This window comes from Clostridium hydrogenum (assembly GCF_021432385.1).
Taxonomy (GTDB): Bacteria; Bacillota; Clostridia; order Clostridiales; family Clostridiaceae; genus Clostridium_S; species Clostridium_S hydrogenum.
On the sequence record NZ_JAEACT010000005.1, the window covers coordinates 62,647 to 87,278 of the forward strand.

The following is a 24,632-nucleotide window of genomic DNA, read 5'->3' on the forward strand; positions in this document are numbered from 1 at the left end:
TTATATATCAAGTTGTCTTTTATATTCATATAAAATCTTGCCACTTTTTAATATCTCAGATATAAAGGTTGTTTCATCATCTTTTAATTTAGCAACTTCTATATTAGTGTGAACTAATATATCTATAGGAATTTTTACGCCTCTTAAATACTTTCTTATTTGTCTACCTCTTTTATGTTTTTCAACATTCACATCTTTAATAATTAATAAGTCTAAATCACTATCTTCATTAGCTTTTCCATAGCAATAAGAGCCAAATAATATTATCTTATCGGGCTTAACATTAGTGACAATTAAGTTAACAATCTTATCTATATCACGATTATTTATCATGTTAATACCTCCTTTTAACATCATAATTAATTATATATTTTTTTATTAAAAAATCAATTAGAACCAAGGTGGTTTTGGTTATTTAAATCTTATAGATATTTGCTGACATTATATATTTATAAATATAATATATAAAAATAAGGTAAATTATATTTGTAATAATTCACCTTATTTTTGCTTATATATTTTTAATATTTTTTTGCATCAATTACTTAGCTGAAAAAAAGCTTTATTTATTTTTATTTAGGAAGTCTAATAGGCATTGGGATATTATATCTTGCAGTTTTAAAAACGGATACTTGTTACTACAAACAGATGTAAATTCATCATAAATTAAAGAATTAATCTTTATGTTTTTATTTAATATTTTATCTGATTGGGAGTATATTCTTTTATCCAATACTAAATAATTGTTGTCTATTGCTTCTATTAGCTTTTTAAATTTATCAAAATTATTTTTTATGTATAAAAGTTGTTCTGATAAGTTTTTTTCTTGTTGTATAGTAAAACTATTATCCTTTATAAATTTGTAGTATTTATTATCTCTTTTTATATATACATAATCGTCTTTACTCATTTCTTTACAGAAAGTAGAATAGCTTATATTAAGTTCAGATGAAACATTTTTTAAGGAATTATCAGTGTATTTTTCCAATAATTTGTTTATTATTATTACTCGCTTAGCAGTGTCAAGCTCAAAGAAATCTTTTGTATTCATATAATTATAAATCTCCTTTACTTTTGTATCTTTTTATAATTATAGTAAGCAATATATATATTTATAACTATTGCTTAAAAAAATAACTGTAGTAATTTTTAATGACTACAGTTAAATAAATAATTTAATTATTTATGTGATAATATTTCTATTCTTTCCAAGAGCTTAATTAATAAAAACGTTATTTGGCTATCTTCAAATATATTGTCAATTTTATTTTCCTTGTAAGGTTTAGTATGGCAAGAGTATGTTGCTAACTTTAACATATGATATTGATTAGCCCCATAAAAATCACTTAAAGTTTTAAGTGTAAAGGCAGAAGGATTACATCTTTCGCCTTTTTCTAATCTGTAAATGTATGAAGCACTAATTTGTGTTTTTTCTTCTACATCTTTTAATGATAGTTTGAGAGTTTTTCTTATATTTTTTAAATATTTTCCAAGTTCATTTTCCATTTAATACACCTCTTCCATATAAGCCAACGTGTGACACCTGTTTTATAGTAGTTATTGATATTATAGTAGTGTAATCACATAGTTTATAACATAAATGTTTAAAAAATTATGATTTTGTAGTGTTATATTAGATTTGTAAGTAAGATAAATAGCACAATAAATTATGAGGATTTATCGTACTACCGATACTGTGTTAAGAAACAGAAAATACAATGGTAAACAACAAGATATATGGAAATCATGCAGAAAGATTTTTATTAATGAGGATACTTACAAGAGCGAGAATATGTAGTAGAAGAGGTATTTCTAATGAACAGGTATGAGGAAGCAATAGAAATAAAAAACTTTAACGTTTGATGTTAGGTAGCCATTCTTGCGTAAAAACAGCAGGCTTTAGAAAAGTTAAACCAGTATTTGTATATCAATACATGTTATTTCAAGTTTGTGATATAATTAGAATATAAACTAACACAATTTGCAACTAAATTGTAAATTTATTGTAGTTAATCGTTATAAGTTAAATATAGTATATTTTATGGATAAAATAATTATCAAAAGTTAATAAAGTAACAATTTTTGCAATGTAGAAGGAGGGATTTATATGAGAGAAAACTATACTGCTGATTGGGCGTTTGCGATTATTAATTCAATAGAGAAAACGGTTCAGGATAATTTTCCTAAAGAATTACATGATTGGCCTTTAATTAAGACTTTCAATTTTGAACCATATATTTTAAAGGATGAATTTATGATCTTTATTTTAAAGGACAAACTATCAGGAATAGTTTCGGGACCAAGCGTAGCTAATATTTTTGATTATAATGATGTTTCGTTAAGAGAACCATCTGTAGAAAATATTAAGGAATGGCAAAGATATTTGATTGATAAATATTCGTTAAGAGCTCAAGATGCTGTATTCATTATTCCCATAGTTGACTCGGGTAAGAATGTAGAAAGTGATTGCAAATTATGGTCAGATACATTTAAAAAATTATGGAGTATGCAACTTAATAATATTGTTGAGCAACATTATTATTATAAGAAAGGAATTAATATTATGAGTGATTTTTATTTACCACCAGGGTATAAATTCTTAAGGGAAGAATGTGTAAATTTTTTTAGGGATAATCCTAACTACAACAAGAATATTTTTATTATGACAAGATTTGTTCCAGGAAATAAACTATTAGAGAAGCTTGATACTGAGTTAAGAAATGTTTTAATTTCGCAAGGATTCAACCCTATTCGTGCTGATGATAAGATGTATATGAAGGACAGAAATTTATGGAACAATGTATGTGTTTATATGTTATGTTGTAAATTTGGAATAGCAATCTTAGAAGACCGAATTGTAAATGAATTTAACCCAAATGTTGCATTAGAATATGGATTTATGCGTGCTTTAAATAAGCAAACTTTAATGCTCTCTGATTCAGGTTTTAGAAATTTACGTGCAGATATAATTGGTACATTAAGGGAAAATTTTGATATTACTGATATTGAAAATACAATAGCGGAACCTATAAAAAAATGGATTAATGAGTTAGAACTGTAGATTTAAAGTTATAACTAATCAATTATTAAATAAGAGCTAATAGAATTTTTTAATGTTATATTATTTAAATAAATCTGAACTAAAAACTAACGAGCACAATAACATTATTATGCTTGTTAGTTTCAGTAGTATATGATGATATCAAAATGTGTAAAAATACAGTTCATAGTCGGATTTGCGACTACATGAGGTATGCTTAACAATTCATATTTAGAATTTTTTATAATATACAATAAGCTTTTTTATTGTATAAAACATTAGTTATAAGTAAATAACAAAATCATCCTCATTAAACCCTATTTTATTAATTAAAGCTAAAAGATTTGTTTTTTTGGCATCAGAATTAAAATTAGTATTTATAAAAAAATTAGTATCGGCTAATTGAGGTGAATTTCCATGAAAATCATTTGAGTTAACTGAAAACATCCTCTTATTTGTAATTAATTCGTCATTTACTATATCTATAAAAACCTCTGGATCAAAGTTGTAAATTATATTAATTATTTCTAAATATAAATTAGTTATATCTTTTATTGGGTGTTTTTCATCCATAAAAGTAAAATACTTAGGTTTTTTGCCCTTCCAATCATCCTCAAAATCTAATATAACATTATAATCACTTTTAGAATCTTTGATTTTAGGAGTTGGCCAAATTTCAATTGATTTATCAATAAGGCTTTTAGCTCTTTTAACAATTTCACATTCATTCCAAGTATCTAAGTTTCTTAAGCCTTTATTTAACCAACATGAACTATCTTTGTATCCACCAGCTATATCTCTTTTTTCTGTAAAAAACTTATTTCCCATTTCAGAGTTATACCGTGTGAGTGATAAATTTCCAATTGTATGAAGGTATTTACTATGAACTTGTTTCCAATCACTACCTAATGCACTTACCCATTTATCAGAAAGATTGGTTGATTGTGGCATAATATGTTCTATTGTAAATTCATCAATATTTAGTATTTCCTTTGAGCCAAAGTTTTCAATCTTACTTAAAATAAATTTCCTATTTGATGGATTTAAATTATAAATATCTTTTAATATGAACTCATTTTCAAACTCTTTGTCCCTTGGAAATCTTTGATTACCTTCTCTACTCATTAGTATTTTTTCTGCTGAGTCTATATAATTAGTGATTTTTATATTTTTAATGAGGTTCAAAAATATTTTGCTTAACGAATTAGTTGGAGCTGAACAAATAATTCTTCTTATAATACAGCTTTCTATTAAACTTAATATATGTAAAAGTTCATCTTGATTAATTAATTTCGTTTCATAGTCAAAATAAAGTTTTAATAATAAAGGATACACTACTTTCACATCTAATTCATAAAAATCCTTAAAGTATTGATTGATTTTTGCATTGTTTTCCTGCTTCTTAATAATTTTTTCGTATATAGTTGAATATATGTATAATTCTTTAATTAATTTTTCAATATCATTTTCTAAATGTGAAAAGTTATCTGTAAAGTATTTTTTAAACTCACTATATACTTCTGTTTTTTTAGGTATTCGTTCGTGCTTTATTGTTAAATAGTCTCTAATAAATTCTGATAACTCTTCTTTATTTTCTTTTAATTTATTTTCAATTTCAAACCAAAAATCATTATAAATTCTGCTTTGAAATTCTATTTTCAAGTCCATTAATAAATAATTCCTTATTAAATCAGCTTGAGTTAATTTAACTCCAGTAGAATTTAAACTTTCAAATATAAGTTGAGGATCATCCTGTGTTCTTACAAGGGAAACATCAACTATCATTAGTTTTGCTATTCCATCGTATAGCTTATCTATGTCAATTGACTCTCTTTTTATAGTTTCATAAAAATATTTGTAATTTGAGTAGATATTATGTGTGCAATCATTTATAATGTCACTTTTAATTAATTTAGAATATATATCTTTATCGTGTTTAGTTAATTTTAATTTTATATAATCATTTCCGTATTTATTTTTGTACGTGTTATTTATTAAGTATTCATTAAATAATTCATCAGAAGTTGTGTCAAATTTATTAAGGTCTTCTTTTAAATAATTGCTCATTGCAAGTAATAATAGTGATACTGTTGTTATTCTTTGCTGACCATCAATAATACTTAGCTGATTTAGTTTAGTTGCTTGATAATATTCATCAGTTAGATAAACAATTGAACCTATAAAATGAGTTTTATTTTCAAATTTACTTACTCTTATAATGTCATCTAACAATTGCTTACAATTTAGTCTTGTCCATTTGTAAGTCCTTTGATATACAGGTATTACAAATTGTTGCTTAGGTTGTTGCATAAATGATAACATACTTGTTTCTACAGCTTTCATACTAAATACACCTTATTTCCCTAATATACTTATATATCAAAACAATAACATATTTTGTAATGTAGTACAAATAATTATTTTGATTTTTAATTTATGATATATAGAGTATTTATATAAGTATGATATAAACGAAAGGCATCAAGGTTAACGTTTAGAACAATCTAAAATGATATCAATAAAAAATAAAGTTAATAGCATATAATAAATTAAAACTTCTAACTTATTCAATTAAAATGTCATTAAGTTTCTTCAATCTTAAGTTATAATTACTAATCCATGTTGTGAAAATTTCTTCTTTTAAAAACTCATACATTTTTGATGTATCTTTTTTTTTATTAAAGTTTGATACTGCGAAAAAATATTTTTCTGCATGTTTATCAGAAAAGAAAATAGGTGGGATATTTTTAGATATAAGCAAGTAATTTATAAACACTTTGTATAGCTCTTGATTGCAATATTGTAAATGAGAGCTGTATTTAAAAAACAGGCAATAGAATTTACTAATAATATTTAATTCATTAACATTACTTTTTTGTAGATTTATATTGTTAATTAGTAATATTAAAGAGTTTTCTGTATATGTTTCAGCTAAAGTTTTCTTTTTAATAGTATCCTTTGTAAAAATGTTTTTTGTTAAAATATCGTAAAAACACTTAATTAGTTCTATAGATAATTTTGTTTTGTTTGTTTTACTTAATTTAAAGAACATTTCGTAAATTTCTTTATAATTTTTTATACGGCAAAGTATTGAGGACTTTATTTTTGGGTTGCTAAAAGTTTCACTTATAAAAATAGAGTTAATATCGTGTAGTAGTAAATTTTTATCATATATTTTGATTGAGTAATAAGTGAACTTTATAAAAAATTTACTAACCAATTCATCAGTTACATTTGCTCTCCATATTTTTAAATATTCATCAAAAGTAGTATTGTATCTAAAGTTTGAAGACATTACACTTCACCATCCCTTTTGTTAATTAAAATACAGTTTTACTAAAAGTATACCATTGTTTCTTAGTATTATACGTAACAAGATTAACAGTAAAAATATTTGTAATTATATTAGTAGTAATTAATTTATTCCTTATACAAGATTTTTTGTGTATCGTAAATTATAATTTACAAAAAACGTGTAAATTTATATTATGAGAATTTACTTAAAATTTTATTCAACTTTTTACGAATAAAATTTAAATTTTTGATAATAACTAAAGCATAAGTAAAAAGATGACAAAAGGGGAGGATAATTATGCAAAATAGAAGTACATATTTAAGAAAAAAAGAAAAAATAAAAGCTAAGATTCAAAAATGCTATATTAAAATTATGTTAGAAATGCGGGAGAAAAGAATAAGCTTTAAAAAAATCGAGGAGGTCAGTTTTGAAGTATTTAGTAAGGTTGTTGGAGATAAGAAGGTTCCCATTTTAACACATAGCGCCGTATATAGAATAATGAAGGTGCAAAGAGAAGTGATGTTGGATACGTTTTCTGCTCTTGTTTTTTCTTTGATTCAATGTGGAATTAATAAAAAGCTAATTAGACAACTCGTAACTTTAAATAAAGCTTACTATGGTTGGGATATTATAGAAAGAAAGATGGGGTATAAAAATGCTTAAATCACACTTAATAGAATTTTTTGTGTATAAGAATCCAAATTGCATACGAGAAGTATTAAACTTAGATGAGATAAAAAAAGTTTACATGCAAGTTAAACTAAAAAATGGATTGAAACGAGACCTTGTAATTGAAACTTCTACAGATGTTGTTTTAATAGAAGTTATGTTAAAGGGAGATACTGTATCCACGCATGTCGATTATTTAGAAAAGGATGTTAATTTAATAGGTTACAAACATGCAAAATGTGTAATATTAACAGATTATCCGCTTAGTTTGCATGTCAAATATAAATTTAGAAGTGCAATTGATGGGCATTATATTAATTTATATAATATAATCATAGATGATAAAAAAAATATGAAGTGTAATGGAGACATAAATGTATGGAAGTGGAAAGAAATTGAAAATATAAAATTTAATGATTTAGTTAACTCTTTTGGTAAAAATACAGAGTTGGTAGAAGTCATTGAGTACATTAGACGATACTGTTTCTATAAGAATTTTCACAATTTTGCTTTTTGTAATGAAAAGTCACAATCATTTGGAAGTGGGGTTGAAGACTTGAATTTTTACATAAGTGCAGATACTATTGCACTTAAATTTAGCACATATTCAAAATTTAACAGAAATAAAAATGTTATGAACAATATTCTAAATACAGTAGGTGCATGGAGAGAAAATAAAACTCATAATGGAATTTATATACCTGCAAAAAAAACAAAAAAAACAATTAATATACTTAATAGAACAATAGAGTTTTTAGATGACAACAAGAAAAAATTTGTCAAATAGATTAGTGAAATATGAATGGAGTGGTGTCAATGTGTGAAACTTTAGCAATAGCGTTAATTACTATAGTGGCATTAGTTTGCATGGTAGTAATAACATGTGTATATATAAAATTCATGCTTAACGTAATGAAATATTCAAGCAGAGACAAATAACATAAATAAAACGTTAATAGATATTTTTATATATTATTTAGCTTTTGGAATTTTGGTAGGGTCGCGCTTATTATATCGAATTCAATAGGCTATACAATAATAATATGTAAAAAGAGAAGAGTTGTATGACAAAAGGTAGAAAAAATAAATTTGGATATTGAGTACAAAATAATACCCAAATTTATTTCTTCAATATTGAGATATTGCAAAAAATTATTTTATATATAAGAATAGTAGCTACTTTTTCGTATTTGCCAATCTATAGACTCACCTATTGAAGGTTGTCTCAAATTTAATTCAAAAAGTTCTGTGTAATATGTTTCCTCTAAAGTAGCTATCTTAGTTCCAGTAACTTTTGAAACATATGCCAGATTAGCCATTGATTTTACTAAATTACTAATGGCAGTTTTCATAACTGGTTCAATAGCATAAGTTTTGCTTTCTTTGCTAATATCATCAATTCCAACAATGTTTTGTTCTTTAATAAATGTACAAAACCAACTATTAAGTCTTTCTTCTGTAAACTGATTGTTTATAATATATTTAAATATTTGCTCGTCTTCTTTGATTGGTCTACTTTGTATTGTTTCACCTAATTTGAAAGCTTTCTTTAAATCATGTCTTAATGCATTTGGAACTGAAACTTCTACATCATTTACATTAACTTTTCTTATATTTTCACTAAAATCAGAATATTTAAGGTTTCCAATTATTTGTCTTTTAGCAGGAGCAATTAAAGTCAATTTAATAAATAAATTAAGGACTGTGAAGTGTATATAGCGCTGTTTAAGTTGAGGCCCTTTTATAGAAGAATATTCTATATCTAAATAACTATCTAATTTTGAAAGTATATCTTTCATAGTTTCTACACTGAAAGTTCCCCTGCTTACTTTCTCTGCTAATTGAAATGTATCAGATAAATTGTTTTTATATTTTTCATAGTTCATTTGAGAAAAAATATCTCGTGATTTTCCTGTATTAAGCAAGTAGTCATAGAAATTTTTTAATGACTCTAAATGTAACTCCATACTTGATACAGATAAAATTACTCCTCGTTTAACGTAATGTCCCACGCAATTGGTAACATCTTCAATGGATATATTATTAGGAGTATCAGATTTTTTAATATATTTTAAATAATCTATAAATTTATTTACGTGATTTTTATATTTAGTTCCTTTATCTTTAAAATATAAGTCTCTCCATTTTTCCATCTCTGTAATCATATTTATCGCCCCTTTTATGTTAAATATAATAATAGTATGTAGTCTACTTATCAGGTACATTATAACATATAAAGTTAAACAGAGGATATTAACACTATACTGTTAAATTTTAATGTACCATACTATTTAAATAAGTTAAAACAGGAGGTTAATAAAGATTGATGTTAAGAAACAAAAATATATTTTTGCTAACATTTTGCTAACGTAAGTGATTTAAAAAGATTATATTATATTAGTTTATATTTAAAATACATTGTGGTAAAAGTGAGTAATATCAATGTATAATAGAATACTGTTAATTTAAATTAAGAAGTGTTTAAAATAAGGGATAGGTTTCCTAAACCGCGTGCCGTAGGTTCGATTCCTATCGGGCGCACCATGATAAAAGCCAGTAATTTAGCGGATTACTGGTTTTTTTAATATTATTTTAGTGATTTTAAGGATTTTGGTTGTCTAATCCAAAATCGCATGCTTTTTAAATCACTATTTTTTATAAAAAATTTTGGGCTTTCTTTATTTAATGTTTTTACATCTCTATGTTTATGGTTTATAAGCGTTTAGCTTAGATGATACTGTGCTATCTCCTAGAAGTTCAGAGATTAATTTCTAAGATTAATAATGGAGTTGTGCGTGTATTTTAAATCATGAAATCTTATAATAGTAAGGGAATACTTCTTTAATTCAACCAAATATATACAATTTAGATGCCGAACCGGTGCTGATGGTGTTTTTCAGTAATGGTACAAAGTTAGCAGTATAAAAAACTGGCGACCTAAACTGGAGCTTGTTTCGGATGGTATTGTAGGGGCGTCAGAATATGGCCAAAGTTAATAGATTATAATTGCTAGGTTATAGAAAATTATAGTCTTTTTATTTTAAAAATTATTAAATCAGAGGAATGGAAAGAATATGAATACAATATTATTAAATCAAATTATAGCGCCACTAATAGGACCGGCAATTGTTGTAGTTTTATTATTAGCTAAAAGCAATTTTAACGTTTTTTTTATTAACACATAAAGATTTTATGGACAAGCAAAATAAAGTTTTACAGGATACTCTAGGAACACAGCAATACAATACTGATAGGCAAATAATAAAAGATTCGGTGCATGCCGCAGAACAAATGGAAAAAGAGTTCAAATGGACAGGAGAGTTAAAACATTCAAAAGTGTTAGAACTTATAGAAGGTAAAACAGGACTTAGCGACGAGGACATATTTAATTTAATAAAAGCTGTAGTGTTAGAAGTTAATAGCCTACAAAAATGATAAATGTCTAGTGAGTTAATTCTTGCTAGGTTGTTTTTGACTATATGGTACAAAATCGGTAAAAGTAAAACTTTTAGTTTGTTTAGCTTTGTGCAAATATATTGGTTTGCATGCAATAATAAATAAATGTTTGGTGAATTTTTTACATTGATTGCATAATATTTGCATATATGCTATTGTATTAATAGTTAATATTAACTAGTTTTAAACAAAAAAGGAATGATATTTTATGAAAACTAAATTTTTAAAAAAATTATCCCTCGCTTTAATGCTAAGTTTTAGTGCTGTAATAGTTGGACAAAGTTTCACTGTTAATGCCGCAGTTAAAAATCAAACACAGACTTCAATTATTCAATCTAAAACAATAGAGCAATCATCAATAACATGTAATAATCAAAATATTAGCGTTACAGTTGTGGAAGATAATGCAAACTTCAAAGAGGTTAAAGTTACAAATGGCAATAAAATTAGCATAGTAAAATATGATAAAAATGCCAATACAGCTGTTTTAAATGGAAATACCAAAGTTGATTTTAACAAAAAAAATCAAATTCATACAAATTCTTATGTGGCTGATTCTACTACTGATTTAACTAAAATTTATTCTTATACTGCTCTTACTTATGGTGGATGGTGGATGGTAAATGCCGAGGATGGTTATAAGTGTGTAAAAGAAACGACAGTAAATCCAGATACGAATGAAGCAAATTCAGTTCCTTTACAAGCTTTTAGGACAAGTGTGAACAATTTAAAAGGATATGAAATTGCCGCAGCTGCTGCTTATGGTACCGCTACAATTTCTATTATTGCAGGTATAATAAATACACCTGAGACCTTAGGAGTGTCTGATATAGTTGCTATTGTAGTAGCGGCAGGTGCTCTCTTATCCGAAGTACCTATTTTGTATAATGTTTATACTTCTAAAAAAGATTGTAATTTTTATTTTAATAGAATAAGAACCCTTAAAACAAATAATCTTTAAAATATTATGTATACTATTTTATTAATATTATTTTATATACTAATTGTACTTGGATGTATTTTAAATTTCATAAAATGCAGAAAGTTATCCGATAAAAAAAAGAAATATTTTATATATTTTATGATACTTTTTATTTTTATAGGCTTTAGTATATGTTTATATATTTTAACTACTATTTAGAATATCTTTTATAAGGAAGTAAACACGAATAATAAATTTATAGGGGCAATACTAATACATTATTAAATAAAGAGGACATTGGAAATACAAAAGTATACCTTTGTCCTTTAATCATTGCCTTGTTTTTAATATGCCCGCATATATCGCATACTATAAGAAATTTTAAAATCCAAATGGAATATTTAAAAGATATTTAGTACATATGATACTGGATGAAAAGGTATTACACCTAAATTTAAAGTATTACCATAATTAAAAACCAACCCTGAAAATAAAAACATTACGCATAGTGATAACACTAGTGGTAATTTACTTTTTTTATTTACCATAATATAACCCCTCGCTTTACTTAAATTTTAAAGAAAAATTAGCAATTTCTAAAATTTCAGTACTCATTTTACTATAAAAAATCATTAGTTTATACATAATTTCATTGTCAATTTTACCTCGTTTGCTGGCTACAAAAAAAGCTTTTTCTTTAATATTCTTCATTTTTTCAATGCTATTTTGAATTGTATACATATCTATTAAAGCACACATCGCATTATTTTCCAAAACATAATTTTTTTGTATTTCACAAAAATCTAAAGCTTTTAAATAATATTGTTCGGATAACTCTAAAATATCAAGCTTTTTATATATCTCACCGATTTGAAAATAAATATCAGGGACATGTTCACAATTAATATTTAAATTTAATAATTGATTAATTGCAATATTAAGTTTTTCGAGTGCTTCATCTTTCTTGTTAACATCTATGCATACATCAACGATATTAGTTAATATAACTAACCTTTTTTCTAAATCATTTACGCTAGTCAAATTTAAAATTTGATTAAACACCTTAAGAGCTTCATGTTTCTTATCAATTTTATAAAAGCATACAGCCTTATTATTTAAAATTTTAATATGCATTGAAGTATCATTGTTTTTTTCTGATAACTCCTCGGCTATTTTAATATGATGCAATGCACGTTCAAAATTATTTATGCACAAATAACCAAATGACATGTTGTATCTAAAAATAATTGTATCTTTAAGTGACATATCATCAAATCGACTTAACGCAAATTCACAACATTCAATACTCTTTTCATAGTTCCCCATATATCCGTAAACCATAGATAACTTTCTAGAAAGTGATAATAGTTCGTTATCTAAAAACATTCTACTAATTAAGGCTGAAGCCTTTTCATAGTATACAGCACTTTTATACATTTCATTGTTAGTACAATAATAATCTCCTGCAAGTTCATAAATCATTAGTTTTTTATCTCTAATATCCCAATCAATTAAAAAACTTTCTGCTTTCTTTAGTGTTTCTATGAAACTACCATCTCTAGATATTACCAATGTTTGCAATTCAGATGTATAATTATCAAGTACCTTTGTAGCTTGTACAATTTGATTTTCCATTAAGTATTCAACAGTTTCAGTAACCTTGAAGTTCTTTTTCTTACCAAGTTCTTTTAAATTTTTTATAACAATTTCTGCTGTCTTTTTAGTTATATTTGCTACACCAGTTTCTATTTCACTTATTAAATTTCTTGTTATGTCATTTCCAGAAATTTCGTCTTGCTTTAGGTCATATTTTTTTCTAATTGCTTTTAATTTATCACCATCACTAACAACTATATCATTTTTCATTATTTTATATTCACCCCAGCTTATTTACTTTATTTATTTAATAATAACATTAAGGGGAAAATATGTAAATAAATTTAAAAAGTTGGTAAAGACTTTTTCTTCCATTATACATTTTGATTAATATATGCATTTAAGATAAAATATAAAAATGTAAATAAATAATATGAAATTAAACGTTCTTCAAGAAAGGAGAAAGTTTTTAAAAGTACAAAAAAGATTTTCTAAACTGCGTGGTGGTAGTTCGATTCTTCTCGGGCGCACCAAGGATAAATCTTGTAATACTAATGCGTTACAGGATTTTTTATTTTTTGAGAAATGCGTTTGAAATGCTAAATTGAATTTGAAGATATCAGTTAATTATGTTGGTAAGGTTATAGCCGTATTTCATATTGTAGCAGTGAGGAATAAGATTACATATTATGTATTGAGAAATTTGATGAGAAGGTGATTAAATGGAACCGTCTTTTTTATTTCCTAATGTAAATCCACCTGCTAGAAATAAAGTACAAATGCAGAAAAGAAAAATTAGACAAAGCCTTTTTAGGGTTATATATATTTGGCATAAGAATGGAACTGGATTTTGGGCATGGATTGCGGAGAAAAATTGTATGTATATTAACGGTTATAAATGGAATGGGCATAACTGGGTTAAATTTAGAATGAGCTTAAACAGCATTAGTGATTTTAAAGAATTATAATCCTAGAATAGTCATAAAGTAAAAATGGGTTCAATATTTTAATATAATTTATGGTACAATTAGGGGGATTATTTTTATATACGAGGTAAATAAATATGATAGATATACATGAAGATAAAATTATTAAGGAATTAAAAATTGACTGCGAAAAATGCTTTGGATTGTGCTGCACGGCATTATATTTTTCAGCTTCAGAAGGTTTTCCAAACAATAAGGATGCTGGTAAGCCGTGTATAAATTTGCAGTCAGACTTTACTTGTTCTGTTCATAAAAAGCTTAGTGATAAGGGACTTAAGGGTTGTACTGCTTACGATTGCTTTGGTGCTGGTCAAAAGCTTGCCCAAGTTACATTCAAAGGACAAAGCTGGAGGGAAAATAAAGAAAGCGCTAATAAGATGTTTGAGGCATTTCTAATTATGAGACAGCTTCATGAAATGATGTGGTATCTTATAGAAGCTTTTAATTTGCAAACAAATAATGAAGTTAAGAAAGATATAAGTTTACTTATAGAAGAGACTGAAAGGTTTACTATTCTTGATGTTGATTTGCTTGTCGCAGTAGATGTAGAAGCTCATCGTGACAAGGTTAACTTATTACTTAGAAATACCAGCGAGTTGATACGCGCTAAGGCTCATAGTGGAAATAAGAAAACTAATTGTCATAGAACGGACTATTTTGGTAAAGATCTTAGAAAGGCAAATCTTAGGGGGGCAGACTTAAGAGGAGCATGTCTTATTGCAGCAAATCTTAGAGGTGTGGATTTAAGTTCAGCAGATTTAATTGGCGCAGATTTGAGGGATACTGATTTTAGCGGAGCTAATTTAGCAAATAGTATCTTTCTTACACAAGCTCAAATTAATGCGGCAAAAGGTGATTTGCGTACAAGACTGCCTAAAATGATAGTTAAGCCAAGCAACTGGAAAGATTAAAGATAAAGCAATTTATACAGTAACTCATTATTGATACTGTCTTGTTTTATACACGAATTTTATAGATTATGATTAAATAATTTTTTATTGAAGCAGCAATACTTTATAACAATAACCTTGACGTAAAGGTTATTGTTATATATTATAAGCTTTGGCAGGTGGTAACATGGAGAAGAAGTATTACAGAATTGAGGATGTGGCAATCAAAACTGGTTTTACTAAAAGAGCTATACGATATTATGAGGATATTGAATTTAAAAAGCATTTTTAGAGGAGAAAAAAACAAGGATAATGTACTTATTGAAAACTCTATAAGATCAATTGAAGATCAACTAAAACTTATCGAGGAAAAAGAGAGGACTTTAAAAAAAGTAAAAGGCAAGGTTGTTGAGATTTTACAAAAGTTAAAAACTATGAACAATTAGGAGGAAATATAGTGAAAAATGATAATTATAAATGGATTGCACTTTCGTGTACCACAATAGGTGCACTTTTTTCCGTGTTAAGTGGAAGTACGCTTTTGATTGCACTTCCTGTTATTATGAAAGACTTGAATGCAAGTATGAGCGTTGTAACTTGGATTCTTATGGGGTATATGCTTGCAATGACTATATTAGTGCCTTCAATAGGACGAATGGCAGATATGGTTGGAAGAAAAAAGCTTTATGTAAGTGGGTTTGCACTATTTACATTTGCATCTTTTTTATGTGCCATTTCTAGGACAGGAGTGCAACTTTTAGTATATAGAATGATTCAAGCCGTAGGAGGTTCTCTAATGGTTGCCAATAGTACGGCTATTGTTGCAGATGCATTTCCTAAAAAGGAGCTAGGAAAAGCTTTAGGAATTAATACTATGATTATAAGTATAGCTTCTATTGTGGGACCTATTCTAGGAGGATTTTTAATAGGCGTTGGTTGGAGAAGTATATTTTACATAAATATACCAATAGGAATTGTGGGAACACTTTGGGCTGCTTTTCAGCTTAAAGAAAGCAGTGTACTTACAGATAAAAAGAAATTTGATATTAAAGGGACTATAACCTTTTCCACTGGAATGATGGCATTATTAGTAGCATTAACTTTTGGTGGTTTTGTTGGATGGATTAATGTGACAGTGATTGGACTTATGATAGCAGCTATCATATTATTGTGTCTATTTATACATATAGAAAATAATACAGATGAGCCAATGCTTGATCTAAAACTTTTAAAAACAAGGGTGTTAGCTTTTGCATATGCAAGCAATCTTTTGAATGGTATAGCTAGAGGTGCAGTTACATTTCTTTTGATTTTCTTCTTTCAAGGAGTTAAGGGGATTGATCCTATTATGGCTGGGATATTATTAGCACCATTTGCTATATCAATGATGGTTGTGTCTCCAATTAGTGGTTATCTATCTGACAAATATGGCGCAAGAGTTTTAAGTTCTGCAGGATTGCTTATTTCTGCTGTAGGGCTTTTAGGGATGATGTTTATAACAGCACATACATCGACCTTTGAACTTGTTATATACATGCTTATAATGGGTTTTGGGTCAGGAATGTTCTTTTCTCCAAATACTAGTGCAATAATGGGTATGGTACCTCCAGACAAAAGGGGGGTAGCCGCAGGTTTGAGAACAATGGCTACCAATGCTGGAAATGTGTTAAGTATAGCTATTTCAATGGCAATAGTATCTTCAAGTATATCTCCAAAAGCTATGCAGGCATTATTCGTTGGTACGCAGGTAGGTTCTAAAGGTATATCAGTTGGACAATTTGTGGGTGGGCTTAGAATAGCATTTACGATATCCTTTATTTTTAGTATTATAGCAGCTGTGATTTCTTATTTAAGAGGTAATGAGCCAGAGATTAATGAGGAAGTTGCTTAATAGTATAAAATATAGTTCAAGTTGCGTTTGAAGGACATGAAATAGACCTCCGAAAAATTAATAACAGTAGGTAACACCTGTTACGTATTATTAATCATAATAAGGTTATAATATGATTAATAAATTTGAGGAGGTCTAATTATAGTTATGGATAGCTTAATTAAAAATATAGAGTTTTCAAAAGTAGTTAATTTGAAGGAATTGGTATCATATCAGGAAGGTCAAGTTATAAGTAGAACTATTGCACAAATACCTTCAGTTAATGTTACGCTATTTTCATTAGATAAAGGAGAAGGCATTAGTACTCATGTAACTCAAGGAGATGCCATGGTTCAAATATTGGATGGTGAAGCTGAAATCACTATAGGTGACAATACCTTTACTGTTAAAGAAGGAGAAACAATAATAATGCCTTCTAATGTTCCTCATGGGCTTGAAGCTGCTCAAAGATTTAAAATGCTTTTAACTGTTATAAAGCACTAAGGATATGTAGATATACCAGTTAAAATAGCGAAATTACATATACTAAATGAATCCTGTTAAATTAGAATTTGATACAGAGTACAGAGTACAACTAAGGATGATTTTTCTTCGTTATCACTACGAAAAATCTCAAAACTTATTTTTTTATTGCTGCGCAATTGCACCATTTATGGCGCTCAGCGAAGCTGACACCATTTAAATTTAAGATTTACCTGAGGGAATCGAAAGGTAAATCATCATTCACTGTACTCTGTACTCCGTCATCTGTACTCTGCTCGACAAATTGAACTATAGTGCAGTTTCTCTTTTTAACTTCAAAAGTGCAAATGAAAAACTTATTGTACAAAGTAATATAAATACTCCAGATAGAAGCAATAAGTTACTCCAATCAATAAAACTACCTAAAATTAGGCTGCGTAGACAGTTTATAATATGAGTAAATGGATTTAGAATTACTGCAATTTTTAAGCCGCCAGAGATACTATTCATTGGGAATAATGCCGTACTTGTAAAAAACATGGACAGCACAATTAGGTTCATTATGGTTTCATAGATTACTTCATTAGGAAGGCAAAGACTAAGAGTATACGATAACCCTGACATAAAAAATGCTGTAAAGAAAATAAGTGGAAGCATAACAAGCAATCCAGTAAATCCAGATGCGATACGTACTGACAAAAATATTGATAATAAAAGCATGATTATTATTTCAATGAAAGATAAAAAAACTGACTCTAACATTTGACCAAGAACAATGGAACTTCTTTTTACAGGGGCTATTAATATTCTATAGAAGCTACCTTTAGATTTCATTATGAAATTCAGATAGCCACCACTGCTGCAGCAAGCGAGTGTGACGAGTACCATAATACCAGGGAGAATAAAGGCAGTATAGTTGCTTTTAGATACGTTTTTCATAGAATTACCTGCTATTGAACTATATAAAACTAGCCAAATGAGTGGCTGTATAATAGTAAGTAGAATTGAAATTGGATTTTGAAAGCGCCACTTCATATTGCGCCATAAAATATTTATTGTTTCCATTTCATTAGCTCCTTTCTGCTTCAGTTAACTTCAAGAATATATCTTCAAGGCTTGGCTGAAGGATTTCTATAGATTTGAAAGAGATACCATTTTCTAAAAGCCACTTATTGATATTTTCAAAAGTTTTTTGGCTATTTTCAATATCGGCAAAAATAGAGTTCTCGCGGATATTTGCTGCCGAAAGTAGGTGTGATTTTAAGAGATCTTTTGAACAATTTTTTGCCTCTGATAAATTAGAAAAACCTATGCGAAGTATGTTTTGATTAGTATACTTACGCAAACTTTCAGGTGTTCCATAAGCCAATTCATGACCTTCCTTCATAATGCAAATATTATCACTAAGTTTATCAGCTTCTTCTAGATAATGTGTGGTTAGAAAGATAGTTGTTTTAAAATCATCTCGAATTTTTTGCATGATTTTCCACATAGCTTTTCGAGAAACAATGTCCATACCAACTGTTGGCTCATCTAAGAAAAGTATCTTAGGCATTGATACCATGTTCATAGCGATGTCTAAACGTCGTTTTATACCGCCAGAATATGAGGCAACGGGATATTTTAAATATTGTGATAAACCAAAACTATCAATGAGAGCTTTACTCCTTCTTCTTGCTGTAGCAGTATCTACTTTGTAAAGCCTGCTTTGAAACATCATATTTTCCATAAGGGATAGATGTTCATCAATAGAAATATTCTGTGCAACGCAAGCAATTTGCGCACGAATCCAGGTAGGGTCCTTACATAAATCTCTATCTAATACAGTTACATTTCCAGAAGTAGGTTTATAAAGAGTTGTTAATATATTTATAAGAGAAGATTTGCCTGCACCGTTTGGTCCAAGCAAGGAAAAAATTTCCCCACAGTTTACACTGAAACTTAATTTGTCTAAGGCTTTGACACCATTTTTATATTGTTTAACTAATTTATTAATTACAATTGCATGCATATTATTCTACCTCTTTAATTGGGAATATGATTTCTGTAACATACTTATTAGGATTACCTTTCAATAACATGCCAGGTCCCTTAATGTATACTTCTCTAAAAGGGAACTGTAAAATGAGACTATTCTCTTTTGCATAACGGTTAATTGCCTCATATCCATAATTCATAGTTTCATAAGGACCAATGTGAGTAACGCAAACAGCTTTTACTCGAGGTATTTCTTTTATTGTAATACCATTATTGTTGGGTGTTTCAGCAGTAGGAACACATAAATCCATTTCTCCAATTTTAGTTTCTTGATTCATAACATAATAACATATAAATGGTGCACCATTTGATTTTCCATGAATGGCTTTAAATACACTTGGAAATACCTTATTTGCGTCAGTAGCAATTCCTTTGTATTTTATAAAGGCAACTCTTATTGGTTCAATATCTCTAATTTCAATTTCATAATTCATTTATTTTACACCTCGTTCTTTTTTTATTGCGATCCAAACTTCTGTATGGCCACTTTTTGATCCGTTAGCATCTAATGGATAAACTTCTATATCAGGAAGCTCTGCATATTCATAACCAGAAAAGGGAAGCCATTCTGTAAGGAATCTTTTAAATATTGTTTGAACTGATTCTTTAAAGTGACCATTACATTGAAAGATTGCCCATGTAGCAGCTGGAATTTCAAATTCAACCATATCACAAGGTACGGGTTTGTCAGTTGGAGCTGCGATATAATAATAAATATTTTCTGGATTTGTATATGCGGTAACTCCTAAAATGCCATGTGGGTCCTTATTTGTAAGTTCACAAATCCTTGAAAATAGTGTACTTTTGAGCATTTTACTCCAAAATACAGGGACAGTTTTTTGATTTTTTTCCATGTCTTCCTCAAGAGGAATTTTAACGCCTACAATTCGCATTGCTTTTTTAGTCTCAATTCTATAGCTCATATTGTCGCCTCCTGTAACTAAAATTGAAAATTTGATGGGCAGATAAGCATTTAATAAGGCTCCTGGTACTCGGGCAGCAGTTGGGGAAATACCGTGAACACTTTGAAATGCACGATTAAAGGCTGTTGGCGATTTATATCCGTATTTCAAACCTATATCCATTACCTTCATGCCACTTCCTTGCAAATCAAAGGCAGCTGCTGTCATTCGCCTGCGTCGTATATACTCAGATAAAGAAATGCCTGTAATGTAAGAAAATATACGTTGAAAGTAATATGTTGAGCAGCAAGCAATTTTTGCAGCTTCATCATAGGAAATATCATTAGTTAAATTATTTTCTATATAGTCAATTGCTCGGCTTATTTGTTTTAACCACTCCATTCCTATCACTTCCTTTCATGTGTTAAAGTTTAGCATAATATAAATTTTATATCCTCTCTTTTCATGACTAATTTTGTAAAGAAATTAAAGTAGTAAGGATAAAAAGTATAGTAGGTTGCGTTTACATGAAAAAAGGATTTAAAATGAATACATATAAATTTATTAGGAGGATAAAAATGGACGAGCTTAAATATACTATTTGCTTTATTAAAAGAGGCGATGAAATACTACTTTTAAATAGAGAAAAGTCAAGCTGGATGGGCAGTTGGAATGGAGTTGGAGGAAAATTTCAGAAAGGTGAAACTCCAAGTGATTGTATACTCAGAGAGGTTTATGAGGAAACAAGTATAAAGCTTAATGATGTTCAGTTTAAGGGTGTTGTTACTTGGAATGTAGATGGAAGCAGAAATGGCGGAATGTATTTATTTATGCAGGAAGTACCGCATGATTTTGATTATAAGGTTCCTATAAAAATGAGAGAGGGAATTTTAGATTGGAAAAAGGTAGAGTGGATTATGCACCCTGAAAATACGGGGGTAGCACATAATTTACCTAAATATCTTCCAAAGATGCTGAGTGAAGATGGAATATTTCAGTATCACTGTATTTTTAAAGATGATGTGCTCTTGGAGGTTAAAATAAGGGAACTTAATTCAGAGTACAAAGAAGGATACACTTGCTAGGGGGTTGGGCGTGAGCAATGAAAAGTAAGTTATTATTCTTTCTTCACTCATTGCTAGATTAGTTTTATATCCACTTTTTTTATAGCTAATGCGGTTTAAAGATAAAATTTTATAATTCGAGTGAGTAATTATTACTCATTGACTTTGAATATATTTCATATTATAATAATAAAAGTAAGAGGAGGTCAAAGTATGAACAGAATTTCGAAGCCACCAGAAATCAGAAAACAAGAAATATTAGATGAGGCGAAGAAGCAATTCCTCAAAAATGGGTATGAAGGCACCTCTATGACTAATATAGCAGCTGCCATTCATGTTACAGAGGGACTTTGTTATAAGTATTTCAAATCAAAACAGGAGTTGTTTCAAAGTGTAATAGACAAATATGTTGAAGAAGCCTATGAAAAATTTGTGGCAGTTGTTTCAGATAAATCAATGTCTTTAGAAGAGAGAATAAACTTAAATTTTAAAATTATAAAAAATATAGAAACTCCAAATGGAATTAATAAGTATTTTCACAATGAAAAAAATGAAGCACTGCATCTTCAAATTATTTATAAAATTATGAATAGGCTTTCTGAACCCTTTCAAAAAATTATAGAAGAAGAAGCTAAGAAAGGAACTATACATATTGATAGTTCAAAGGATGTGGCTCACTTTATTATGTTTGGTGCATTGGGAGTACTATTATGTGATGATAAAGAAGATAAGGAAGAAAGAATAAAAAAATATGTCTTTAAGATGCTGGGATATTCTGGTTAATTACAGGAAGAAGGAAAGTTTTTATGTGTAATTCTTTTAAAGACGGTACTGTTAAAACAAACTTTATAATTTATTTTGTTTCAAGGCTTATTTCAGATCTTGGATCTAGTGTATTCAGTTTTGCATTAAGCCTGTATGTACTTGATATAACGGGATCAGCTGCTTTATTCACAATTATTGTGGGATTTTCCTATTTACCTAAAACTATTGTGAGTATTGTAGCTGGTGTTTATGTTGATAAGCATGACAAGAAAAAGTTAGTGATTTTATTTGATTTTATGAGTGGAATAGTTACTTTAATATTTTGGATAATTTTTAAAGCATATACTAAAAGTATACCATTCATAACAGGATTTCAAATCGTTCTAAGTGCTTTAGTTGGAATGTTTGTACTTGCACTTAACTCATCTATACCAAATCTCTCAACAAAAGAAAATATAGTTAAATTTAATTCTATGTCTATGGGGATTACAGCAATAGTTAGCATGGGGGGACCTGTAATTGGAGCTATTGCATATAAAGCCTTTGGAATTTTTGGAGTAACCTTTATTGATGGAATTACCTTTTTTATTTCTGGCACAATGGAAGTCTTTCTTAAATATAATAAAACAGTTGCAAATAGAGATGGAAAAGGTTATTTTGAAAGCTTTCATACAGTTTGGACTTATCTTAATGGAGAAAAAGTTTTTAGTATTTATTCAAATTCAATCAGTTATGATTATCCTATGGTTTATTTTTAAGTTGCCGTATTTTACTAAGGCAGATTCAGCAAGGTTAAAAATAACAGCTGCATTTTGTGTAATTATGGTTATTGCGGGGCTTTTTAATGGATTTTCAAGCATATCTGCTATGAGTTTTATACAAACGGATACGCCAGAAGATATTCTTGCTGGAATTGTGGGTGTTGTTAATGCATGCCAAATTGCAGTACCAGTTGGCATGTGGATTTATGGAATTTTGCTTGAAAGAGTGCCTTGGGTTTATGATACGGTTATATCAGGCATTTTACTGTTTTTAATTGCAGGTTTTGTGAATTTAAAAATTAATTTGAAAGATTATTTTATGAACAAAGAAACTAAAAATGTTAGTATTTAAAGGGAGTCTTCATTTTGAGATATGTAAAAAGGTTTGGTGTTGTAATCTTAAGTGGTATTTCATTTGTTTTAATTTATATGCTGTTAAAATCTTTAAGGTTTCCACTTCGATTTGATTTGTGGAGACGTAAGGAATATATTATAAGTTTGTTTAATCATAAAGTTGAAATTTTTACCCTCATTCATTTTATTTTAGGCTGTATATTCTTTGTAGATGGCGGCGTTAGGCTTACAGAAATCAGTGAACAAGTACAGGTTGTGCGTGATAAAGAAACAAGAAAGCCGACAAAACTTTTAAAAAGTGGATATTTTGCTGTTTTACGTCATCCTATGTATGGAACTTTCATGATACTTCAATTAGGTATTTGGTTTTCGATTAAGTCCTTAATAGGCATTTTTATATTAATACCTATTATTATATTGTTTTATGCAAATGGTATTTTAGAAGAAAACAAAAGTTTAAAAGTTATTTTTGGTGATGAATATATTTCGTATATGAAAAAAGTTCCCCATAGATATTTAACAAAATTAATGATGTTCTACTTTGCTGCTGCAGTGTTTTTTGCAATAGCTGGAGTAATTTATATGTAAGGCTATATTTTAAATAAGTGGTTTCACAAAAAAAAAGTGAGCTGCTTTTTTTATTTGCAATATTAAGATTGACTCTCACGTACCGTCATAGTGTATTCTATAAGTATCCCGGGACGGAAAGAGGTAATGAAATGAAAATTAAAGCAATTAGATCAGATAAAGTTTATAAAAAGATGATTTCAGCTAAGCTTTGTGATCGTGATGATATATATCGCTATGAACTGATGAAGCCATTTGCATTTAAGTATTCTTGTATTGGAGTCCCACTTAAAACAGAAAAGCCAGGTGGCTATGATGTTATTATGGCAAGTACTATGGTCGGAGCTTTTTCTCCAAGTAAAATAGATAGTGAGCGAATAGATGATGTTGAAAAAATTAGTGATGAAAATTTTTGGAGGGCTTGTGAGGAGAGTATTAGAAAAACACTTGAGGGCTTTGAAAGTAATGGTATTTTACTTTCTGTAAAAGATTATATTTTTACTGTTTTGCTTAATGATCCGCAAAATCAAATGGCGAGAATGGCAGGGGATTACTGTGGAGACGGCGGAATTCCTGGATATATAATAGGAACAATTATTCCAAATGAAAAATCACTTAAAATGTTGCCGGTGGCGCTTGCTCATGAGACAAATCACAATGTAAGGTGGCAGTTTATGAAGTGGAGTAATAAAATTACATTAGGAGATATGATTGTAAGTGAAGGGTTAGCAGAAAATTTTGCTGCATATATGTTTGGAGAGGATAAAATCGGCATTTGGGTTACAAGTACTACAAAGGAGACATTAGAAAATGTTATTAAACCTGCAATTAAGGAAAATATTAATTGTGATGACTTTAGTAGACTTTCATCGTTTCTTTATGGAGATGAAATTATGGCTCTACGTGGATGTACGCCAATTGGTATGCCTTACTGTGGAGTATTTAATCAAGCATTATCTTAAAAGGACAGGAAAA

29 protein-coding genes are annotated in these 24,632 nt (G+C 28.4%); 17 read left to right on the plus strand and 12 right to left on the minus strand.

Annotated elements, in window-relative coordinates:
* The 3 genes from CUEA01_RS23825 to CUEA01_RS23835 form a co-directional block, all read right to left on the minus strand.
* Positions 1-333 (minus strand): nucleotidyltransferase domain-containing protein, encoded by a 333-nt coding sequence (locus tag CUEA01_RS23825; protein ID WP_234124868.1) that lies wholly within the window; start codon positions 331-333, stop codon positions 1-3.
* A gap of 229 nt (positions 334-562) precedes the next feature.
* Positions 563-1,051, minus strand: a complete 489-nt coding sequence (locus tag CUEA01_RS23830) for a hypothetical protein (protein WP_234124869.1) — start codon at positions 1,049-1,051, stop codon at positions 563-565.
* 128 nt (positions 1,052-1,179) lie between these two features.
* Complete coding sequence (locus tag CUEA01_RS23835; protein WP_234124870.1) at positions 1,180-1,506, minus strand: helix-turn-helix domain-containing protein; 327 nt, start codon at positions 1,504-1,506, stop codon at positions 1,180-1,182.
* A 601-nt stretch (positions 1,507-2,107) separates the two neighbouring features.
* Here CUEA01_RS23835 and CUEA01_RS23840 point away from each other — a divergent pair.
* On the plus strand, positions 2,108-3,061 hold the full coding sequence (locus tag CUEA01_RS23840; protein ID WP_234124871.1) for a hypothetical protein: 954 nt from the start codon (positions 2,108-2,110) through the stop codon (positions 3,059-3,061).
* Positions 3,062-3,322: 261 nt separating this feature from the next.
* On the opposite strand, the gene CUEA01_RS23845 is transcribed toward CUEA01_RS23840, so the two are convergent.
* Together CUEA01_RS23845 and CUEA01_RS23850 are read right to left on the minus strand one after the other, a co-directional pair.
* Positions 3,323-5,383 (minus strand): DUF262 domain-containing protein, encoded by a 2,061-nt coding sequence (locus CUEA01_RS23845; protein ID WP_234124873.1) that lies wholly within the window; start codon positions 5,381-5,383, stop codon positions 3,323-3,325.
* 220 nt (positions 5,384-5,603) lie between these two features.
* Positions 5,604-6,335: a hypothetical protein gene (locus tag CUEA01_RS23850; protein WP_234124875.1), complete on the minus strand. Its 732-nt coding sequence runs from the start codon at positions 6,333-6,335 to the stop codon at positions 5,604-5,606.
* 297 nt (positions 6,336-6,632) lie between these two features.
* Between CUEA01_RS23850 and CUEA01_RS23855 the strand changes: the two genes are divergently transcribed.
* The 3 genes from CUEA01_RS23855 to CUEA01_RS25045 are packed head-to-tail and all read left to right on the plus strand — an operon-like array spanning position 6,633 to position 7,943.
* On the plus strand, positions 6,633-6,998 hold the full coding sequence (locus tag CUEA01_RS23855; RefSeq protein WP_234124877.1) for a hypothetical protein: 366 nt from the start codon (positions 6,633-6,635) through the stop codon (positions 6,996-6,998).
* Complete coding sequence (locus CUEA01_RS23860; RefSeq protein ID WP_234124879.1) at positions 6,991-7,791, plus strand: hypothetical protein; 801 nt, start codon at positions 6,991-6,993, stop codon at positions 7,789-7,791. The genes CUEA01_RS23855 and CUEA01_RS23860 overlap by 8 nt, the downstream gene beginning before the upstream one ends.
* Positions 7,792-7,820: 29 nt before the next feature.
* Complete coding sequence (locus tag CUEA01_RS25045) at positions 7,821-7,943, plus strand: hypothetical protein (protein ID WP_268906388.1); 123 nt, start codon at positions 7,821-7,823, stop codon at positions 7,941-7,943.
* A gap of 218 nt (positions 7,944-8,161) precedes the next feature.
* Here the strand turns inward: CUEA01_RS25045 and CUEA01_RS23865 are convergent, their stop codons facing one another.
* On the minus strand, positions 8,162-9,169 hold the full coding sequence (locus CUEA01_RS23865) for a site-specific integrase (protein ID WP_234124881.1): 1,008 nt from the start codon (positions 9,167-9,169) through the stop codon (positions 8,162-8,164).
* A 1,027-nt stretch (positions 9,170-10,196) separates the two neighbouring features.
* Here CUEA01_RS23865 and CUEA01_RS23870 point away from each other — a divergent pair.
* The gene (locus tag CUEA01_RS23870) at positions 10,197-10,439 is read left to right on the plus strand and encodes a hypothetical protein (RefSeq protein ID WP_234124883.1); all 243 of its coding nucleotides are present in this window, start codon (positions 10,197-10,199) and stop codon (positions 10,437-10,439) included.
* Positions 10,440-10,668: 229 nt separating this feature from the next.
* Positions 10,669-11,421 (plus strand): geobacillin-26 family protein, encoded by a 753-nt coding sequence (locus CUEA01_RS23875; RefSeq protein WP_234124885.1) that lies wholly within the window; start codon positions 10,669-10,671, stop codon positions 11,419-11,421.
* Positions 11,422-11,783: 362 nt separating this feature from the next.
* Here the strand turns inward: CUEA01_RS23875 and CUEA01_RS23880 are convergent, their stop codons facing one another.
* Both CUEA01_RS23880 and CUEA01_RS23885 read right to left on the minus strand, forming a co-directional pair.
* Positions 11,784-11,930, minus strand: coding sequence for a hypothetical protein (locus CUEA01_RS23880; protein WP_234124887.1), 147 nt, complete (start codon positions 11,928-11,930; stop codon positions 11,784-11,786).
* A gap of 16 nt (positions 11,931-11,946) precedes the next feature.
* Positions 11,947-13,248, minus strand: coding sequence for a helix-turn-helix domain-containing protein (locus CUEA01_RS23885; RefSeq protein ID WP_234124889.1), 1,302 nt, complete (start codon positions 13,246-13,248; stop codon positions 11,947-11,949).
* Between the two features lie 452 nt (positions 13,249-13,700).
* Between CUEA01_RS23885 and CUEA01_RS23890 the strand changes: the two genes are divergently transcribed.
* From CUEA01_RS23890 to CUEA01_RS23910, 5 genes are all read left to right on the plus strand, one after another.
* Complete coding sequence (locus CUEA01_RS23890) at positions 13,701-13,946, plus strand: hypothetical protein (RefSeq protein ID WP_234124891.1); 246 nt, start codon at positions 13,701-13,703, stop codon at positions 13,944-13,946.
* Positions 13,947-14,041: 95 nt separating this feature from the next.
* A complete protein-coding gene (locus CUEA01_RS23895; protein ID WP_234124893.1) occupies positions 14,042-14,875 on the plus strand; it encodes a pentapeptide repeat-containing protein in 834 nt (277 codons plus the stop codon).
* Positions 14,876-15,069: 194 nt separating this feature from the next.
* Positions 15,070-15,300 carry a hypothetical protein gene (locus tag CUEA01_RS23900; RefSeq protein ID WP_234124895.1) on the plus strand — a complete coding sequence of 77 codons (231 nt, stop codon included), beginning with the start codon at positions 15,070-15,072 and terminating at the stop codon, positions 15,298-15,300.
* 11 nt (positions 15,301-15,311) lie between these two features.
* Positions 15,312-16,745, plus strand: a complete 1,434-nt coding sequence (locus tag CUEA01_RS23905) for an MFS transporter (RefSeq protein ID WP_234124897.1) — start codon at positions 15,312-15,314, stop codon at positions 16,743-16,745.
* Between the two features lie 147 nt (positions 16,746-16,892).
* A complete protein-coding gene (locus CUEA01_RS23910; protein WP_234124899.1) occupies positions 16,893-17,228 on the plus strand; it encodes a cupin domain-containing protein in 336 nt (111 codons plus the stop codon).
* A gap of 288 nt (positions 17,229-17,516) precedes the next feature.
* On the opposite strand, the gene CUEA01_RS23915 is transcribed toward CUEA01_RS23910, so the two are convergent.
* Genes CUEA01_RS23915 through CUEA01_RS23930 form a run of 4 tightly spaced genes read right to left on the minus strand, consistent with a single transcriptional unit; the run spans position 17,517 to position 20,548 of the window.
* Positions 17,517-18,272: an ABC transporter permease gene (locus CUEA01_RS23915; RefSeq protein ID WP_234124900.1), complete on the minus strand. Its 756-nt coding sequence runs from the start codon at positions 18,270-18,272 to the stop codon at positions 17,517-17,519.
* A 4-nt stretch (positions 18,273-18,276) separates the two neighbouring features.
* Positions 18,277-19,218 (minus strand): ABC transporter ATP-binding protein, encoded by a 942-nt coding sequence (locus tag CUEA01_RS23920; protein ID WP_234124902.1) that lies wholly within the window; start codon positions 19,216-19,218, stop codon positions 18,277-18,279.
* A 1-nt stretch (position 19,219) separates the two neighbouring features.
* Positions 19,220-19,678, minus strand: coding sequence for a GyrI-like domain-containing protein (locus CUEA01_RS23925; RefSeq protein WP_234124904.1), 459 nt, complete (start codon positions 19,676-19,678; stop codon positions 19,220-19,222).
* Complete coding sequence (locus CUEA01_RS23930; protein ID WP_234124905.1) at positions 19,679-20,548, minus strand: AraC family transcriptional regulator; 870 nt, start codon at positions 20,546-20,548, stop codon at positions 19,679-19,681.
* A 176-nt stretch (positions 20,549-20,724) separates the two neighbouring features.
* Here CUEA01_RS23930 and CUEA01_RS23935 point away from each other — a divergent pair, with 176 nt between their 5' ends.
* The 6 genes from CUEA01_RS23935 to CUEA01_RS23960 all read left to right on the plus strand — a co-directional run bounded on the left by CUEA01_RS23935 (position 20,725) and on the right by CUEA01_RS23960 (position 24,619).
* Positions 20,725-21,231: an NUDIX hydrolase gene (locus CUEA01_RS23935; protein ID WP_234124906.1), complete on the plus strand. Its 507-nt coding sequence runs from the start codon at positions 20,725-20,727 to the stop codon at positions 21,229-21,231.
* A 192-nt stretch (positions 21,232-21,423) separates the two neighbouring features.
* Complete coding sequence (locus tag CUEA01_RS23940; RefSeq protein ID WP_234124907.1) at positions 21,424-21,993, plus strand: TetR/AcrR family transcriptional regulator; 570 nt, start codon at positions 21,424-21,426, stop codon at positions 21,991-21,993.
* 23 nt (positions 21,994-22,016) lie between these two features.
* Complete coding sequence (locus CUEA01_RS23945; RefSeq protein WP_234124908.1) at positions 22,017-22,733, plus strand: MFS transporter; 717 nt, start codon at positions 22,017-22,019, stop codon at positions 22,731-22,733.
* On the plus strand, positions 22,708-23,088 hold the full coding sequence (locus tag CUEA01_RS23950) for an MFS transporter (protein WP_234124909.1): 381 nt from the start codon (positions 22,708-22,710) through the stop codon (positions 23,086-23,088). The genes CUEA01_RS23945 and CUEA01_RS23950 overlap by 26 nt, the downstream gene beginning before the upstream one ends.
* Positions 23,089-23,102: 14 nt before the next feature.
* Positions 23,103-23,678 carry a methyltransferase gene (locus tag CUEA01_RS23955; RefSeq protein ID WP_234124910.1) on the plus strand — a complete coding sequence of 192 codons (576 nt, stop codon included), beginning with the start codon at positions 23,103-23,105 and terminating at the stop codon, positions 23,676-23,678.
* 131 nt (positions 23,679-23,809) lie between these two features.
* Entirely contained in the window at positions 23,810-24,619 is an 810-nt protein-coding gene (locus CUEA01_RS23960) for a DUF2268 domain-containing protein (RefSeq protein WP_329604041.1), read from the plus strand.
* Positions 24,620-24,632 lie beyond the last annotated feature (13 nt).

What these genes read in the sequence shown, in the direction of transcription:
- CUEA01_RS23935 (WP_234124906.1), top strand. Translation starts at nt 20,725, where the DNA reads ATGGACGAGCTTAAATATACTATTTGCTTTATTAAAAGAGGCGATGAA.
- CUEA01_RS23835 (WP_234124870.1), bottom strand. Translation starts at nt 1,506, where the DNA reads ATGGAAAATGAACTTGGAAAATATTTAAAAAATATAAGAAAAACTCTC.
- CUEA01_RS25045 (WP_268906388.1), top strand. Translation starts at nt 7,821, where the DNA reads ATGTGTGAAACTTTAGCAATAGCGTTAATTACTATAGTGGCATTAGTT.
- CUEA01_RS23855 (WP_234124877.1), top strand. Translation starts at nt 6,633, where the DNA reads ATGCAAAATAGAAGTACATATTTAAGAAAAAAAGAAAAAATAAAAGCT.
- CUEA01_RS23885 (WP_234124889.1), bottom strand. Translation starts at nt 13,248, where the DNA reads ATGAAAAATGATATAGTTGTTAGTGATGGTGATAAATTAAAAGCAATT.
- CUEA01_RS23825 (WP_234124868.1), bottom strand. Translation starts at nt 333, where the DNA reads ATGATAAATAATCGTGATATAGATAAGATTGTTAACTTAATTGTCACT.
- CUEA01_RS23925 (WP_234124904.1), bottom strand. Translation starts at nt 19,678, where the DNA reads ATGAATTATGAAATTGAAATTAGAGATATTGAACCAATAAGAGTTGCC.
- CUEA01_RS23920 (WP_234124902.1), bottom strand. Translation starts at nt 19,218, where the DNA reads ATGCATGCAATTGTAATTAATAAATTAGTTAAACAATATAAAAATGGT.
- CUEA01_RS23870 (WP_234124883.1), top strand. Translation starts at nt 10,197, where the DNA reads ATGGACAAGCAAAATAAAGTTTTACAGGATACTCTAGGAACACAGCAA.
- CUEA01_RS23930 (WP_234124905.1), bottom strand. Translation starts at nt 20,548, where the DNA reads ATGGAGTGGTTAAAACAAATAAGCCGAGCAATTGACTATATAGAAAAT.
- CUEA01_RS23960 (WP_329604041.1), top strand. Translation starts at nt 23,810, where the DNA reads ATGAAAATTAAAGCAATTAGATCAGATAAAGTTTATAAAAAGATGATT.
- CUEA01_RS23945 (WP_234124908.1), top strand. Translation starts at nt 22,017, where the DNA reads ATGTGTAATTCTTTTAAAGACGGTACTGTTAAAACAAACTTTATAATT.
- CUEA01_RS23890 (WP_234124891.1), top strand. Translation starts at nt 13,701, where the DNA reads ATGGAACCGTCTTTTTTATTTCCTAATGTAAATCCACCTGCTAGAAAT.
- CUEA01_RS23940 (WP_234124907.1), top strand. Translation starts at nt 21,424, where the DNA reads ATGAACAGAATTTCGAAGCCACCAGAAATCAGAAAACAAGAAATATTA.
- CUEA01_RS23880 (WP_234124887.1), bottom strand. Translation starts at nt 11,930, where the DNA reads ATGGTAAATAAAAAAAGTAAATTACCACTAGTGTTATCACTATGCGTA.
- CUEA01_RS23845 (WP_234124873.1), bottom strand. Translation starts at nt 5,383, where the DNA reads ATGAAAGCTGTAGAAACAAGTATGTTATCATTTATGCAACAACCTAAG.
- CUEA01_RS23910 (WP_234124899.1), top strand. Translation starts at nt 16,893, where the DNA reads ATGGATAGCTTAATTAAAAATATAGAGTTTTCAAAAGTAGTTAATTTG.
- CUEA01_RS23895 (WP_234124893.1), top strand. Translation starts at nt 14,042, where the DNA reads ATGATAGATATACATGAAGATAAAATTATTAAGGAATTAAAAATTGAC.
- CUEA01_RS23865 (WP_234124881.1), bottom strand. Translation starts at nt 9,169, where the DNA reads ATGATTACAGAGATGGAAAAATGGAGAGACTTATATTTTAAAGATAAA.
- CUEA01_RS23900 (WP_234124895.1), top strand. Translation starts at nt 15,070, where the DNA reads ATGTGGCAATCAAAACTGGTTTTACTAAAAGAGCTATACGATATTATG.
- CUEA01_RS23850 (WP_234124875.1), bottom strand. Translation starts at nt 6,335, where the DNA reads ATGTCTTCAAACTTTAGATACAATACTACTTTTGATGAATATTTAAAA.
- CUEA01_RS23840 (WP_234124871.1), top strand. Translation starts at nt 2,108, where the DNA reads ATGAGAGAAAACTATACTGCTGATTGGGCGTTTGCGATTATTAATTCA.
- CUEA01_RS23830 (WP_234124869.1), bottom strand. Translation starts at nt 1,051, where the DNA reads ATGAATACAAAAGATTTCTTTGAGCTTGACACTGCTAAGCGAGTAATA.
- CUEA01_RS23950 (WP_234124909.1), top strand. Translation starts at nt 22,708, where the DNA reads ATGATTATCCTATGGTTTATTTTTAAGTTGCCGTATTTTACTAAGGCA.
- CUEA01_RS23915 (WP_234124900.1), bottom strand. Translation starts at nt 18,272, where the DNA reads ATGGAAACAATAAATATTTTATGGCGCAATATGAAGTGGCGCTTTCAA.
- CUEA01_RS23875 (WP_234124885.1), top strand. Translation starts at nt 10,669, where the DNA reads ATGAAAACTAAATTTTTAAAAAAATTATCCCTCGCTTTAATGCTAAGT.
- CUEA01_RS23860 (WP_234124879.1), top strand. Translation starts at nt 6,991, where the DNA reads ATGCTTAAATCACACTTAATAGAATTTTTTGTGTATAAGAATCCAAAT.